The organism is Lysobacter sp. 05T417, from assembly GCF_056396405.1.
Genome location: NZ_JBFTLK010000004.1, coordinates 108,315 through 123,731, shown reverse-complemented (window position 1 = coordinate 123,731; position 15,417 = coordinate 108,315). Strand labels below are relative to the sequence as shown.

The 15,417-nt window shown below is 67.0% G+C and carries 13 protein-coding genes; 6 read left to right on the top strand and 7 right to left on the bottom strand.

Translation table 11 applies throughout. The features are described 5' to 3' along the window. Positions 1–30: 30 nt before the first annotated feature. The gene (locus AC1DER_RS08395) at positions 31–711 is read left to right on the top strand and encodes a DUF2306 domain-containing protein (RefSeq protein WP_477244649.1); all 681 of its coding nucleotides are present in this window, start codon (positions 31–33) and stop codon (positions 709–711) included. Here the strand turns inward: AC1DER_RS08395 and AC1DER_RS08390 are convergent. After that, on the bottom strand, positions 685–1,812 hold the full coding sequence (locus AC1DER_RS08390; RefSeq protein WP_477244651.1) for a helix-turn-helix domain-containing protein: 1,128 nt from the start codon (positions 1,810–1,812) through the stop codon (positions 685–687). The two genes, AC1DER_RS08395 and AC1DER_RS08390, sit on opposite strands and share 27 nt — an antisense overlap. 10 nt (positions 1,813–1,822) lie before the next feature. Continuing rightward, positions 1,823–2,818 carry an alpha/beta fold hydrolase gene (locus AC1DER_RS08385; protein ID WP_477244653.1) on the bottom strand — a complete coding sequence of 332 codons (996 nt, stop codon included), beginning with the start codon at positions 2,816–2,818 and terminating at the stop codon, positions 1,823–1,825. 62 nt (positions 2,819–2,880) lie between these two features. Here AC1DER_RS08385 and AC1DER_RS08380 point away from each other — a divergent pair, with 62 nt between their 5' ends. Next, on the top strand, positions 2,881–3,711 hold the full coding sequence (locus AC1DER_RS08380) for an oxygen-binding di-iron domain-containing protein (RefSeq protein ID WP_477244655.1): 831 nt from the start codon (positions 2,881–2,883) through the stop codon (positions 3,709–3,711). Between the two features lie 12 nt (positions 3,712–3,723). Here the strand turns inward: AC1DER_RS08380 and AC1DER_RS08375 are convergent, their stop codons facing one another. Beyond that, positions 3,724–4,539 (bottom strand): energy transducer TonB, encoded by an 816-nt coding sequence (locus tag AC1DER_RS08375; protein WP_477357851.1) that lies wholly within the window; start codon positions 4,537–4,539, stop codon positions 3,724–3,726. Positions 4,540–4,676: 137 nt separating this feature from the next. Then, complete coding sequence (locus tag AC1DER_RS08370) at positions 4,677–5,423, bottom strand: glucose 1-dehydrogenase (RefSeq protein WP_477244659.1); 747 nt, start codon at positions 5,421–5,423, stop codon at positions 4,677–4,679. 205 nt (positions 5,424–5,628) lie between these two features. Between AC1DER_RS08370 and AC1DER_RS08365 the strand changes: the two genes are divergently transcribed. After that, the gene (locus AC1DER_RS08365) at positions 5,629–6,513 is read left to right on the top strand and encodes an HNH endonuclease (protein WP_477244661.1); all 885 of its coding nucleotides are present in this window, start codon (positions 5,629–5,631) and stop codon (positions 6,511–6,513) included. A gap of 52 nt (positions 6,514–6,565) precedes the next feature. Here the strand turns inward: AC1DER_RS08365 and AC1DER_RS08360 are convergent, their stop codons facing one another. The 3 genes from AC1DER_RS08360 to AC1DER_RS08350 all read right to left on the bottom strand — a co-directional run bounded on the left by AC1DER_RS08360 (position 6,566) and on the right by AC1DER_RS08350 (position 10,760). Further along, the gene (locus AC1DER_RS08360; RefSeq protein ID WP_477244663.1) at positions 6,566–7,363 is read right to left on the bottom strand and encodes a type I restriction enzyme HsdR N-terminal domain-containing protein; all 798 of its coding nucleotides are present in this window, start codon (positions 7,361–7,363) and stop codon (positions 6,566–6,568) included. A gap of 194 nt (positions 7,364–7,557) precedes the next feature. Beyond that, positions 7,558–10,260: a pyruvate dehydrogenase (acetyl-transferring), homodimeric type gene (gene aceE / locus AC1DER_RS08355; RefSeq protein WP_477357848.1), complete on the bottom strand. Its 2,703-nt coding sequence runs from the start codon at positions 10,258–10,260 to the stop codon at positions 7,558–7,560. Between the two features lie 182 nt (positions 10,261–10,442). Further along, positions 10,443–10,760: a hypothetical protein gene (locus AC1DER_RS08350; protein WP_477244667.1), complete on the bottom strand. Its 318-nt coding sequence runs from the start codon at positions 10,758–10,760 to the stop codon at positions 10,443–10,445. 1 nt (position 10,761) lies between these two features. Between AC1DER_RS08350 and AC1DER_RS08345 the strand changes: the two genes are divergently transcribed. From AC1DER_RS08345 to AC1DER_RS08335, 3 genes are all read left to right on the top strand, one after another. After that, positions 10,762–12,945, top strand: coding sequence for a TonB-dependent receptor family protein (locus AC1DER_RS08345; RefSeq protein ID WP_477244669.1), 2,184 nt, complete (start codon positions 10,762–10,764; stop codon positions 12,943–12,945). Between the two features lie 64 nt (positions 12,946–13,009). Next, positions 13,010–15,001 (top strand): SpoIIE family protein phosphatase, encoded by a 1,992-nt coding sequence (locus AC1DER_RS08340; protein ID WP_477244671.1) that lies wholly within the window; start codon positions 13,010–13,012, stop codon positions 14,999–15,001. Beyond that, positions 15,001–15,411 (top strand): ATP-binding protein, encoded by a 411-nt coding sequence (locus tag AC1DER_RS08335; protein WP_477244673.1) that lies wholly within the window; start codon positions 15,001–15,003, stop codon positions 15,409–15,411. Before AC1DER_RS08340 ends, AC1DER_RS08335 begins: the two co-directional genes overlap by 1 nt. Positions 15,412–15,417: the final 6 nt, after the last annotated feature.

Genomic DNA, 15,417 nt, shown 5'->3' with positions numbered 1-15,417 from the left:
CCTGACCCCTCCCCACCCAGGAGGCAGGCAATGAATCGCGGTTGGCAACGTTTCGGATCCCCGGCGCTGCGCTGGACCTCAGCGCTGGTCTTCACCCTGCTCTGCGTGACGGTGGCGGCGTATGCATTCACCTATGTCTACCGCCCGCACGGGCCGGCCGACAGCATGGCGATCAAGTTCGCCCGCTCCGGCTTCGACGTGCCGGCGCACTTCTTCGGCGCCGGGCTGGCGCTGTTGCTGGCGCCGGTGCAGATGAGCGCCGCGATCCGGCGGCGGGTGCCGCGCCTGCACCGGCTCAGCGGCGGCCTTTATACCGGCGGGGTACTGATCGGCGGACTGGGCGGCCTGTCGCTGTCCACCCATGCCACCGGCGGGGCCGCGGCCGGCATCGGATTTGCCCTGCTCGCCATCACCTGGCTGACGATCACCGGCATCGGCATTCGCCATGCGATTGCCGGCGACATCGCCCTGCACCGGCGCTGGATGGCGCGCAGCATCGCCCTCACCGCCTCGGCCATCACCCTGCGCCTCACGCTGGTGATCGGCCAGGCCGTGTTGCACCTGCCGTTCGTACAGGTCTACATCTTCGCGGCGTGGAGCTGCTGGACGATCAACCTGGCGCTGTGCGAGCTGTGGCTGCACTGGCCGGCGATCCGGGCCCGGCTGGCGCCGGACGGATCGCTGTCACGCGCCGGTGTCGGCCATGGATGACGCCTGCGACCGCGCTTGCCGGTAGACGCTCGGCGTCACCGCAAGTTGCCGCTTGAAGGCGGCGTTGAAGGTCGACTTGGAGGTGAACCCGCATGCGTAAGCGATGTCGAGAATGGTGCGGGTGTCGCCGCCGTCGGCCAGGCAGGCGCGCGCGGCTTCGATGCGCTGCCGGTTGATGTAGTCCCAGAAGTTGCCGGCGAAGCGGCGGTTGATCACCGCCGACACCAGGTACTCGGGATAACCGCTCCGCTTGGCCAACTGGCCGATCGTGAGCGCCGGCTCGCTGTAGAGGCGTTCGTGTTCCATCAGCCGGGTCAACCGTTCCTCGACCGCGGCGAAGCGAGGGTCATCGGCAGCGGGCGTCGCCTCTGCCGGTGCGTCGTCTTCGACCTGGGGCGGCTGCGCCGCGACCGCCACCTGGCTCAGGCTGAGATAGCCGACCACGAACACCCACGCCACCACCGCGCCGTAGATCAGCGGGTAGTCGATCCACGGAATGCGGAACTGCCACTGCGCCACCGCGATGCACCAGATCACGATCTGCGACAGCGCCATCGCATCGATCCAGTGCAACGACATGCGATCGGCATCGGAACGGCGTTGCAGCAGTTCGCGCCGGTAACGACGCACACGGACCAGTCCGGCGACCACGTACGAGAGGCTGTAGGAGAACAGGAAGATGTCCAGCCACGGTGTTCCCGGCCAGTAACCGCCTGCGGCCAGGTCCGCAAGAAAGGCCTGCGTCTGCGCGCGGTCCATCATGAACCACGGCGCGTTGACCACCAGCGCGACGAGGAAGCCGACCAGGTGCACGCCATCGCGCAGTCCCGGCGCGCGGCCTCGGGTCAACGTGCGGACGTACAGGTAGAACGCGCTGCCGTAGAGGAACGGAAACATCCCGACGAAGCGGAACAGCTTGATCAGGTCGATCGAGGAGTCGCGGAAGTAGAGTGCCTTGACCGCCAGATCGAAGCCGATCACCGCGATCCAGACGGCCAGCACGCGGTTGGCCGGCGCGTTGACTGGCCGCCGCCACAACGCCAGCGCCAACAGCGCGGCCTGCGCGGCGCCGATGAGGAAGACGATGCTCCAGACGTTCATGGATCGCGCGTCATGGTCGAACCGGAATCACGCTCGTCACGGCATCCACCACGGCTTGCGGCTGATCCAGCTGGATATCGTGCGAGGCGCCTGGCACGGCGACGCGGCGACCACGGGTGGAGGCGACTACGAGGCGCTCATGGGTCTGCTTGCGTGCGGCCACCAGGACGTCGCGCACGTCCGTGGGCGCTTCCGCGAAGTCGTTGTCGGCGGACAGCACGACCACGGGCATGGCGCCGAAGCTGGCATCGGGCGGAACGGGCGTGGCAAAGATGGAGACGTTCTCGTCCAGTTCCGAGCGCAGCGTTGACCAGTAGCCAGGCTTGAGCTTGTAGGCGCGCGTGGCGGCGGCGACTGCGGGGCTCTGCCACGCCGGCGGCTCGCGCAGGCAGGCCTTCAACGGACCGTCTGCCGCGGCGAGCGTCCCGCCGGCCGCCGCTTGCGCACAGGCATCGAGGAACGCGTTGCGCTGCTTGCGCCCGTCTTCGTCGTCCTGCCGCCATTGCGCTGGCAGCGCTGCGTCGGCGCCCTGCTCTGGCGGATCGACCAGCACCAGCCCCGCTACCGTCGACGGATACTGCTGCGCATAGCGGCGCACGATGTTGCTTCCGAGCGAATGCCCGACCAGCACCACGGGCGCTTCCAGCTTCGCGGTTTTCAGCACCGCATGCAGGTCGTCGACATCGGCCTGCAGGCTGCGCGGCATCGGGCCCGGGTCGCTGAAGCCGTAGCCCGCGCGGTCGTAGGAACACACGCGCACGATGCCCGACAACAGCGACTGCACGCGGAACCACGTGCTCGAGTCGGCATTGCCGCCGGCTTCCAGCACCACCGTCTGCGGCCCCTTGCCGCTGCAGCGCAGGTTGATTGCGCGGCCGGGGGCGATGCTGACGAGCTCGCCGGCCCGGGCGAAGGTGCCCGGCGTCTGTTGCGGTGCGCCGGCGGCGGCGGGGGTCGCGAACGCAAGCAGCAGCATGGAGGTCGTGGTCGAGCGCATCACCTTCATGATCGTATCCGTGATGAAAGGCAGGCCGGAAGCCTGACAGGCTACGGCGGGCGCCGGCAAGCGTGGCCGCCCACATCTGCCTTGAGCCTGACCCCCTCGCCGCGGCCACTACGTTGACCCGGGATGTCGGCCCGAATCCCCACCGCGGCCGCTCGGGAACCGCCATGACCGTCACCAACACCCAGACCGGCACCAACGTCCACGAGATTGCCGAGCACATCTACCGGATCAACACGCCGGTGTCGCTGCCGGGCAACACGCCGTTCTCGTTCAACCAGTACCTGGTCGTGGATGAGGAGCCGCTGCTGTTCCACACCGGGTTGCGCGGGTTGTTCCCGGTGGTGTCGGAGGCCGTGGCCACTGTGATGCCGCTGACACGGCTGCGCCACGTCGCGTTCTCGCATGTCGAGGCCGACGAGTGCGGCTCGATGAATCAGTGGCTGGCGGTCGCGCCGCAGGCCGCGCCTTTGTGCGGGACGATCGCGGCGATGGTGTCGATGGCCGACCTCGCCGACCGGCCGCCGCGTGCGCTCGCCGATGGCGAGGTCATTTCGCTGGGCCGCCATCGCGTGCGCTGGTTCGACGCGCCGCACTTGCCGCACGGCTGGGAATGCGGATACCTCATGGAGGAGCACACATCGACGATGTTCTGCGGCGACCTGTTCACGCAGCCCGGCGGCGGCCATCTGTCGTTGACCGAGACTGACGTGCTCGGCCCCAGCGAAGCGTTCCGTCAACAGATGGACTACTACGCGCACTCGAACCAAAGCGGCGCGATCCTGGAGAAACTGGCGCAGGCGAATCCACATACGCTCGCGTGCATGCACGGCAGCGCGTGGCGGGGAGACGGGGCGGCGTTGCTGCGGGCACTGGCGGCGGAGCTGGCACGCTAGGCCCCGGCACCGTCAGCGGACGGCAAACTCCCCTTGCCCGAGGATGTCGTCCTTGAGGCGCACTTCAATCTGGTAACGACCCGGCTTCCAGCCGGCGGGCAGCGCGCAGGCAAGGACGAAACGCTTGCGGCCGCCTTCCTGCAACGGCGAAGTCTGCTCGTGGCGGACCACCGGATGACCTGCATCGTCCAGGTAGATCCAGCGGACGCTCAATGACTCGCCCACTGCGTCGGGGGAAGTCACCACGTATTCGACGACCGCGCTCACCTTGTCGCTCGGCGCGAACATCGGCGTGAGCATGGCCGCGCCCGTGTCGGTGCCTTCTGCCCCAAGCACCGTGTAGGTAGACAGGACGCGTACGCCCTGGCTGCAGTGCGGCCATTCGGCTGGGGCGATGAAGTCGACCGGGACGCGCGTCCGCGATCCCACCGGCACGCCGTACGCGAATGCCGGCCTGAACTTCCAGTCCATGCCCGCGTCGTGCGCGGCGCTATCGAGGGATGGATGCCCGCTGGATTTCTCGACGACTGCGTCCACTACCGATCCTGTCGGCGAGATCGTGAGCACGAGCTTGGTCTGACCCGTCAGCTGCCGGCACAGGGCTTCTTCCGGAAAGGTCGGCGGTTGGTTCGTCAGCTTGAACGGCGGGACGTACGAAGGCAGTCGCAAGGACTGCGTTGAATCGGAAGCGGGTGGGGGCGGCGGAAGCAGCGCCGGCGGAGACGGCACGGGCGACTGCTGCAGTATCGGGTCCGCGGCAAGGCAGCTCCCGGCCAGCGGAAGGGCAATGGCGACCGCGATCCACGCGACGGCGTTGCGTGCTCTCAAGAGATCCCCCCGGGGCGCAATGGCCCCTGCAGCCGCGCGGGCCTCCCCAGGCTTCGCGTCAGCCGGGCGATGATCGCATGACCCGGCGCCCGCCATCAGGCGGGGCGGAGGCGCGGTGCCTCCTCCCCGCCGAACGGTCAGCGCATGCCGCCGGCCGCGTTCAGCAGCTCGCCATTGAGCCAGCCGGAGTCGTCCGAAGCCAGGAAGACCGCGATCGAGGCGATGTCGTTCGGCAGGCCGATTCGACCCAGCGGGGTCTGGGCAACGGCATGGTTGTTGAAGTCCGAGCCGATGAAGCCCGCTGCAATCGAGCCCTCGGTTTCGATCATGCCCGGGTTGATCGAGTTGACGCGAATCTTGCGCGGGCCCAGTTCCTGCGACAGCACACCGGTGATCGCATCCACCGCGCCCTTGGTGCCGGTGTAGACCGCGCTGCCGGCAGGGGTGATGCGCGTCACGAGCGAACCGATGTTGATGACGCTGCCGCCCTCACCCAGGTGCTTCGCAGCAGCTTGCGTGGCCAGCAGCAGGCCGAGGACGTTGATGTTGAAGTGGCGGTGGAAGTCGGCTTCGGTGATGTCTTCGAGCGGCGCGAAGTTGTAGACACCTGAGTTGTTGACGAGGATGTCGAGGCGGCCGAACTTGGAAACGGCCGCGTCGATGATGGCTTCGGCGTCGGTCTTGCTGGATACGTCGCCGCGCACAGCGAGGGCCTTGCCGCCAGCGGCGGTGATCTTCGCCACGACCGCATCGGCGGCCTCCTGGCTGGACGCGTAATTGACGACGACCGACGCGCCTTCGGCGGCCAGTGCGGTGGCGATGGCGGCGCCGATGCCCTTTGATGCGCCGGTGACGACGGCGACCTTGCCTGCAAGCTTGCTCATGTTGGATTTCCGGGGAGTGGGAGGAAAGCGATGGCGGATAGCCAACGCACTCCCATGACTTGGAGACCTGGTCGCCGGAAATTAGAGGGGGAATCGGGGAAGGAACATCCCGTGGGCGGGATGGCTGGGGCCATTGGTGTCAGATCCCCCGCGCCATTGGGCAGACCGGCACCTGGTAACCTGGTGCCGCCTTGAGGGAGGCACCATGGCCAACGCGGTATTCACGACGTCCGAGAGCTCCGCATACGATGACCGTATCGAGAAGTGGTATCACTTCCCGAAGACGTATCTTCGACAGGCGGAGCAAGCCGTAGGGGATTGGATCCTTTATTACGAGCCGCGAAGGACCACGGGGCCATCCAGCGCAACTGGCCGACAGGCTTACTTTGCAGTTGCGCAGGTCGTTTCGATCGAAGCAGATCACCGGTTGGCGGACCACTTCTACGCCCACCTCAAGCATTACCTGGAGTTTGACCAGGCGGTACCGTTCCGACAGGGCACTCAGTATTTCGAGTCGCTGCTGCGAAAGGACGACGGCTCAACCAACAAGGGTGCATTCGGCCGTTCGGTGCGACAGATCCCTGGCGACGAGTTCGCACGAATCGTGCAGCAAGGACTGACAGCTCAGCTGGAAGCCTGGGAGCGTGCGGATCGTGTCGCCGAGGAAGTGCCCGAGTACGTCGTTCGCCCCATGGTCGAGCAGATCGTCAACCGGAAGTTCCGTGACGTCGCATTTCGACGACACGTCCGCAACGCGTACGCCAACACCTGCGCCGTCACGGGCCTGCGGCTCATCAACGGCGGAGGGAGACCGGAAGTGCAGGCAGCCCACATTCGCCCGGTCGAGGAAGACGGCCCGGACACCGTGCGTAACGGGATTGCCCTGACGGGAACCGTGCACTGGTTGTTCGATCGAGGCCTGCTATCGGTCGACGACTCCTACAACGTCTTGCTGTCGCCGCATGGCGTGCCAGACGACCTCGACAAACTCATCCATCCCGGTCGCAAGCTACTGGTTCCGGATAGCCCGGAGTGGCGACCCCATGCCACCTACTTGAAGTGGCATCGCGAGAATCGATTCAAGGTCTGAGGGTGCAAGCCATCAGATCAGATGAACTCCGCGATCCAAGCCCACTGGCGAATCAGCCAGTACTACCCTCGACGTCAGACGCGTGCTTCGATGCCTTCACAGGAGTAGCGCGAAGCGACTTGTTCGCGGACTTGGCAACCTTCTTACGCGCCTCTTCGGCTTTGTCGCCTTCGAGCACTTCGCGCTTGATCACCTCGTTGACAAGTACATCTTTGATCTGCGACGAATCGATCCGAACGTCCGGCGACACGCGCCGAAGCTCCCTGCGAATCACGTCAAGTATGGTGTCCGTCTGAAGCATCGCGCCAACAAAGAAGCGCGAAAGAGCTTGCTTCTGCGTGTGATACTCGCCGAGAACTGATCGCTGCCAACCTTCCTTACACCAAAGGTAGAGCAGCTCAAGGTCTCCTTCCGAGCGCGAACTCAATGCGCAGAAGTCGATTTCGAGCACGAGCTCCTGATCGATTGGCTTGGCGAATATCAGGTGATAGACGCGCCAAGTAACTCCATTCGTCAGTAACACCCAGTCAACGCCCTGGTTGGCAGCGTAGTCAATTGCCTGCTTGACGTGCTGGTCCTTGAGATCGAGGCCGATTGCCTTGACCTCGATGAGCGTCTGCAGCTGGTTGTCAATCTTGATTGCAAGGTCGCAGAAAGTTCCGCGAATCGAGTGCTCTGAGGTTACGTCTGAATACTTGTCGTATCCGAACACGTCAGCGAGCATGTCCTTGACGATCGTTACGGTGTCGGCTTCACCCACATCTCTTGTGCGAGCCGCAGTTAAAACTGGCTGATAGCGCTTCAGGCCAACGATCAAACGCTCTGCGACCTTCTTGGGTACTGCGGCCATTTCCTGCCCTCGGAAGCCCACGACCGCCCGACAATACTAGATGTGACAACCATCACACAACGACGCGCCTTGCCCGGAGAGACATTAGCCGACGACCGGCTTGACCTAGGTCTCATCACCTAAAAGCAGCGAAGGACCGCCGTTTGAACCCATAAAAAGGAAGGCGACCTTGCGGTCGCCTTCTCTTTCAATCATCAAACCCCAACAGGATTCGGCTTCTCCCCATCAATCTTATAAGTCTTGATGGCCCTCGCCACATCCTTAGCCGTCATCTTCCCTTCCGCCGCCAGCGCCGCAATCGCGGCGTGCGCGATGTAGTACCGGTCAACCTCGAAGTGACGGCGCAGGTTCGCACGCGTATCGCTGCGGCCGAAGCCATCCGTGCCCAGCACCGTGTAGTGCATCGGCACGAACGCACGGATCTGGTCGGCATACGCACGCACATAGTCAGTCGCGACAATCGCCGGACCCTGGCGTCCTTCCAGCAACTCGGTCACATACGGCTTGCGCAGCGTCTTCGCTTCCGGGTTCAGGCGGTTCCAACGCTCGGCATCAAACCCATCACGACGCAGCTCGTTGAAGCTCGGGCACGACCAGATGTCGGCAGTCACGCCAAAGTCCTTGTCCAGCAGCTCCGCCGCGGCAATCGCCTCACGCAGGATCGTGCCTGAGCCCATCAGCTGCACGCGCAGTTCGCCCTTCTTCGGCTTGCCGGCGTCGGTCAGCAGGTACATACCCTTGATGATGCCGTCGGCCGCGCCTTCCGGCATGTCCGGGTGGCCGTAGTTCTCGTTCATCAGGGTGATGTAGTAGTACTCGTCCTGCTGCTCGGTCAGCATGCGCTGCATGCCGTGCTGCACGATCACCGCGACTTCGAAGCCGAAGGTCGGGTCGTACGCGCGGCAGTTCGGGATCGCGCCGGCCAGCAGGTGGCTGTGGCCGTCTTCGTGCTGCAGGCCTTCGCCATTGAGCGTGGTGCGGCCGGCGGTGGCGCCGAGCAGGAAGCCACGCGCGCGCATGTCGGCCGCCTGCCAGGCGGCGTCGCCGATGCGCTGGAAGCCGAACATCGAGTAGTAGATGTAGAACGGCAGCATCGGCAGGTCGTTGGTGCTGTAGCTGGTGGCCGCGGCCATCCAGCTGGCGAACGCGCCGGCTTCGGTGATGCCTTCTTCCAGCACCTGGCCGGCCGCGTCTTCGCGGTAGTACATCAGCTGGTCGCGGTCGACCGGCTTGTACTTCTGGCCGTGCGGGGCGTAGATGCCGATCTGGCGGAACAGGCCTTCCATGCCGAAGGTGCGCGCTTCGTCGGCGACGATGGGCACCACGCGCGGGCCGACCTGCTTGTCGCGCAGGATGATGTTGAGCGCCTGCACGAACGCCATCGTGGTGCTGATCTCGCGCTCGCCGGTGCTCTTGAGCAGGCGGTCGAAGCCTTCCAGCTTCGGTGCTTCCAGCGACTGCGTCGACTTCTGCCGGCGCTGCGGCAGGAAGCCGCCGAGCGACTTGCGGCGCTCCATCATGTATTCCACTTCCGGCGAGTTCTCGCCCGGGTGGAAGAACGGCACCTTGCCGTCGGCCAGCTGCGCATCGGTCACCGGGATGTTGAAGCGGTCGCGGAACACGCGCACGGCATCGTCATCGAGCTTCTTGGTCTGGTGGGTCGGGTTGAGCGACTCGCCGGCCGCGCCCATGCCGTAGCCCTTGACCGTCTTGGCCAGGATCACGGTGGGCATGCCCTTGGTGTTCACCGCTTCGTGGTACGCCGCGTACACCTTGTGCGGGTCGTGGCCGCCGCGGTTGAGGCGCCAGATGTCGTCGTCGCTGAGGTTGGCGACGAGCTGGGCGGTCTCGGGGTACTTGTTGAAGAAGTTCTCGCGCGTGTACTTGCCGCCGAACGCCTTGCAGTTCTGGTACTCGCCGTCGACGGTTTCCATCATCAGCTGGCGCAACTTGCCGGTGGTGTCGCGCGCCAGCAGCGGATCCCAGTAGCTGCCCCACACGGTCTTGATGACGTTCCAGCCGGCGCCGCGGAACTGGCCTTCCAGCTCCTGGATGATCTTGCCGTTGCCGCGCACCGGGCCATCGAGGCGCTGCAGGTTGCAGTTGATGACGAAGACCAGGTTGTCGAGGCCTTCGCGGCCGGCCACCGAGATCGCGCCGAGCGATTCGGGCTCGTCCGTCTCGCCGTCGCCGAGGAATGCCCAGACCTTGCGGTCGGACTTCGGCATCAGGCCGCGGCCTTCCAGGTACTTCCAGTTGCGCGCCTGGTAGATGGCGGCCAGCGGGCCCAGGCCCATCGACACGGTCGGCACCTGCCAGTAGTCCGGCATCAGCCACGGATGCGGGTACGAGCTGATGCCGCGGCCGTCGACTTCCATGCGGAAGTGGTCGAGCTGCGATTCGCTGATGCGGCCTTCCAGGAACGAGCGCGCGTAGATGCCCGGCGAGCTGTGGCCCTGGACGCCGATCACGTCGCCCGGGTGGTCGGCGCTGGGTGCGCGCCAGAAATGGTTGAAGCCGACGTCATAGAGCGTGGCAGCAGAGGCGAAGCTGGCGATGTGGCCGCCCAGGTCGCCCGGCTTGCGGTTCGCGCGCACGACCATCGCCAGCGCGTTCCAGCGGATGATAGAGCGGATGCGCCATTCCATCGCGTGGTCACCGGGGCTCTTGGCCTCCAGGTGCGCGGGGATGGTGTTGATGTATTCGGTGGTCGGCGAGAACGGCAGGTGCGCGCCGGCGCGACGGGTGACTTCGACCATGCCTTCGAGCAGCTGGTGGGCGCGCTCGGCGCCTTCGCGCTCGATGACGGCCTGGACAGACTCGATCCACTCGCGGGTCTCGGTCGGGTCCGGGTCGTTCTGGAGGATGTCGGTGATGGCAGCGTGGAGAGACGTCATGCGTATCGCGGCCCCTATTGGCCGCGCCTCGTGTGGGGCGGGGGTTTAGAGTCCGGATTCTAACAGGGCGACACCGGTGGCCAACCCTGCAGGCATGGGCCGGAGCGTTGCGACGAAAGGGGGATTGAAAGTCGCCCGGCCCTACGGGGCCGGATGGCAAAACCGGGGGCCGGCGGGCAGGCCTACCTGCGCGGTGGCGCGATCGGCACGCCCAGGACCTCGCGCTGGAAATTCAGCATCTCGTCCCGGGTCACGCGCTCGTCGTGATTGGCGTCCATGTGCTCGAACAGGGAGCGGGCGCCGGCCGCGTGCTCCATGGCGGTGACCACGCCGTCGCCGTCGAGGTCCATCGGCATCGGGTCGTTCGGCGGGGGCGGGGCGGCGACGGCCACCGGGGATGCGGCGGGGGCCGGCGCCGGCTGTGGGCTCGACTGCGCCCAGAGCCAGGCCGGGACGGCGACAATGGTCAGGATCAGCAAAATTCGGACCGCGGCTTTCATGATGCGATTCCCCTGGGACGGCAGCTCGGCACACGGTATCGGGGCACCTGTATGCGCCTTGTCACGCTGTGGCGTGCGGCCGGCGGCGGCACTGTCTCTCGCCCTGTCCCTGGCCCTGTCCCTGGCCCTGTCCCCCGCTTGGGCGCAACAGTCGCCCCAGTCCGCCACCACCCTCGACACCGTCGAGGTTCTCGGCGCGCGCCAGGCGCTCTCCGACTTCCCCGGCTCGGCCACCGTCATCGATGGCGACACCCTGCGCGCCGGCCAGCGCCAGGTCTCGCTGTCGGAGGCGCTGGTGCGGGCACCGGGCATCACCGTGCTCGATCGGCAGAACTACGCGCAGGACCTGCAGGTGCAGTCGCGCGGCTTCGGTGCGCGGTCGACCTTCGGCATCCGCGGGATCAAGCTGATCGTCGATGGCATCCCCTCGTCGGCGCTCGATGGCCAGGGCCAGGCGGCGAGCTTTCCGTTGAGCGCGCTCGATCGCATCCAGGTGTTGCGTGGGCCGCTGGCGCTGCAGTACGGCAACGCCGCCGGCGGCGCGATCGTCGGCGAGACTGCGCTCGATGGCGGGCGCGGTATCGACATCGATACCTGGGCCGGCTCCAACAGCAGCGGCCGGATGGCCACCGGCATCCAGGGTGCAAGCGACGATGATGCCTGGCGCTGGCACGCGCTTGGCAGCTACTTCACGACCGACGGCGATCGACCGCACAGCGCGGCCGAACGCGCGCAGCTCGATGCGGTGGCGCAGTGGGTGCCGGCGGAAGGCCAGCGCCTGCGCCTGGTCGCCGGCGGGCTGCATCAGCCGTACACCGACGATCCGCTCGGCCTCACCCGGGCGCAGTGGCAGCGCGATCCGCATGGGACCGACCCGGTCGCGGAACTGTTCGACACGCGCAAGCGCATCGACAACGCCCAGGCCGGCGCGCGTTGGCAGGACGCGTATGCCGATGGGCGCGAGTACTGGATCAGCGGTTATGGCGTGGCGCGCGACGTGGTGCAGTTCCTCGCGATCCCGATCGCGGCGCAGCGCGCGCCGACCAGCGCCGGCGGTGTGGTCGACCTGGGCCGGCAGTCGTCCGGCGTCGAAGCCGGGCACCGCTGGGAGGGTGCGCACGGTGCGCTGACCGTGGGCGCCGAGGCAGGTTGGCTGCATGAGCAGCGTCGCGGCTACGAGAACTTCATCGGCACGCAGCTTGGCGTGCGTGGCCGCATCCGTCGCGACGAGGACAACCGCATCCGCAGCAATGAGGCCTACGTGCTGGGCGATGTGCGGCCGGCCGAGCACTGGACGGTGCTGGGTGCGGTGCGGCATGCGCGCGTGCACTTCTCTTCCGATGACCATTACATCGCGCCGGGCAATGGCGACGACAGCGGCAGCCTCGATTACAGCCAGACCGCGACGTCGCTGGGCGTGGCGCGGTCGTTCGCCCACGGCGAGGTGTTCGCCAGCGTCGGCCGCGGCTTCGAGACGCCAACGGTGACCGAGTTGGCGTACCGACCCGATGGCGGCGCCGGCTTCAACTTCGGCCTGCAACCGGCGCACTTCGACAGCGGCGAAGTCGGTGCGCGATGGCGCTTCGGCTCGGGTGACGCCAGCCTCTCCGCTTACCGCATCGATGGCGAGGACGAGATCGTTCCGGCCGACAACCGCGGCGGTCGCGCCAGCTTCGCCAACGCCGGACTGACCCGGCGCGAAGGCGTGGAGGCCGGCATCCAGGCGCGGCTGCATCCGCGCTGGTCGTATGCGCTGACCGCCAACTGGCTGCGGGCGCGCTTCACCGAGCCATATAGCTATCTGGTGACCAGTGGCGGCGTCGAGCAGCTGCAGGTGGTTGAGGCCGGCAATCGCATCCCGGGCATTCCGCGCGCCGACGGTTACGCCGAGCTGGCGTGGAACGATGCGAGCGGACGGATCGTGGCCGCGCTGGAGGCCCGCGCCAGTGACCGCGTTGCCACCGACGACCGCAACAGCGACCACGCCCCGGGCTATGCGCAGTTCGCGCTGCGGTTGCAGTGGCAGGCGGCGGCGTCGGGGTGGCGCGGGTTTGTCCGCGTGGACAATCTGCTCGACCGCGAGTTCGCCGGGTCGGTGATCGTCAACGAGGGCAATGCGCGGTACTTCGAGCCGGGGGCGGGGCGTGGGTTGACCGTTGGGTTTGGCTGGGGCGACGGCGGCTGACCGTCTTAGCGCCGGCATCACGGGCCGCGGCTATGCTGCGCCGAAGGGGCCTACCGGTGCAGACATGACCCAGCTCATCGCCGAGTTGCCTGCGTCCGGCCGCGCGGTGCCCTGGTACCGGAGCCTGCGCACGCGCCTGGTGCTGTGGATCTGCCTGGGCTGCGTGGCGGTGCTGCTGGCGGCCACGCTCATCGTGCAGGCGCGGTCGGCGCAGTTGCTCACCGCGCAGAGCGAACGCGAGATCCGCACCCTCGCCGAACAGACCGCGCTCGGCCTGCACGCAACGCTCGAGTCGGTCGAAGTTGGTGCGGCCACGCTGAGCGAAGGCGTGCGCGGTGTCGGCCGCGACCCGCACACGCTCGATGCCCTGCTTCGCGCCACTGTCGCCGGCGACGACGACATCGAAGGGGCGATGCTGATCCTGGAACCAGCCGCGCTCGACCGCGGCGATGCCGCCTACAGCTGGTACGTGCGTCGCGACGGCAAGGGCTTCTATACCCAGCCGATGCGTTCGCGCGGCTACGACTACCACGACCAGCCGTGGTGGAAGCGCACCATCGGCGAAGGCAAGGGCTGGTGGTCGGAGCCTTACCGCAATGCCGCCACCGGCGGGCAGATGTTCGTCACCTACAACCGGCCGATCCGCCGCGATCCGGATGACCTGGCGTCGACGCCGGTCGGCATGGTCAGCCTCGACGTGCCGGTGAACCGCCTGCGCACGTTGATCGGCCAGCAGTCGATCGACTCGCCGGTGCTGCGGATCGTGCTGAGCCCCGAGCATCTGTACGTGGTGCATCCGTCGCCGGAGCTGGAATTGAAAGTGCGCCTGGACGATCGCGCGCGCCAGCTGGACGGCCACGTGCTGCAGCCGCTCCTGGATGCCGTGCGCGAACGCCGCAGCGCCGACGTCACCTACCTCGACCCGGTTACCCGCATCCGCCGCATCGGCCTGGTGGAACCGGTGCCCGGCAGTGCCTGGACGGTTGCGGTGTCGGTATCGGAGCAGTACGCACAGGAGCAACTGCGCCACACCACGCGCGCGGTTATCGCCGGCGGCCTGCTCGCCGTGCTGGTGCTGGTGGCGGTGCTGTGGCTGATCGCGCGACCGGTCACGCAGCCGCTGCTGGCGCTGGCCTCGTCTGCCGGACATTTCGCCGCCGGCGAGTTCGACTGGCCGCTGCCACACACCACCCGCCGCGATGAAGTGGGCCTGCTTGCGCGCGCCTTCGATCGCGCACGCAGTTCGATCAAGTCGCAATTGGCGGAGATCGAACGCATGGCGCGCAGCCGGCAGAAGCTCGAGAGCGAGCTGTCGATCGCGCGCGACATCCAGCTGGCGATGTTGCCGGCCGCGCCGACGTTGCACGCCCACGGCCATCGCCTGCAGGCACATGCACTGCTGCAGCCCGCCAAGGCGGTCGGCGGCGACTTCTACACATTCTTCGTGCGCGACGAACGCGTGCTGTGGTTCGTGATCGGCGATGTTTCCGACAAAGGCGTGCCGGCGGCGTTGTTCATGGCGCGGGCGATGACGGTGCTGGAAGTCGCCACCGGCCTGGGTGGCACGCCGGACAAGGCCCTGCGCGTGGCCGCCGCGCGCCTGGTCGAGGGCAACGACACCTGCATGTTCGCCACCGTGCTGTGCGGCGCCGTCGATGCGGGCAACGGCGAGATGGTGCTGGCCAGTGCCGGCCACGAGGCGCCGGTGCTGCTGCACGCCGACGGGCGCCGCGAGTACCTTGAGGTCCAGACCGGCCCGCCGCTGGGGGTCGACATCGCCGACCACTACCCGCTCTGGCGCGGCACGCTGCAACCGGGCGATGCGCTGGTGGCCTACACCGACGGCATCAGCGAGGCGCTCGATGGCGGGCAGCATGCGTTCGGCAGCGAACGCCTGCTGGCGGCGCTGCCCACCGGCGCCGATGCGGATGGTCTGTGCGAGGCCCTGGTCGTGGCGGCGCATGGCTTCGCTGCCGGGGCCGAGCAGTCCGACGACATCACCGTGCTGGCGCTAAGCTTCGGTGCGCACCATTCACCGACAGGGGGGAATGCCTGATGCGACTGCGCCTGCAGATCCCGTGCGAACGCACCCAGCTGGGCCTGCTGCTCGATTCGATCGAGCAGGCCCTGCTGGAGCACGGCATCCACAAGGAACTGCGCGACGACATGCGCCTGATCGCCGAGGAGGTGGTCTGCAACGCGATCGAGCATGGCGAGGACGAGACGGTGCAACGACGCATCGCGGTGGACATCGCCCGCGACGACGACGGCCTGCACGTCGAGTTCCGCGACAACGGCCGGCCGTTCGATCCGCTCGACCAGGAACCGCCGGACCTGGAAGCCGACATCATCGATCGACCGATCGGCGGACTCGGCGTGCACCTGGTGCGCGAGCTGGCGCACAGCGTGCGCTACGTCCGCGAGGAACCGTTCAACGTGTTGCATGTGGTGCTACGTACCCGCTAGTCCCCC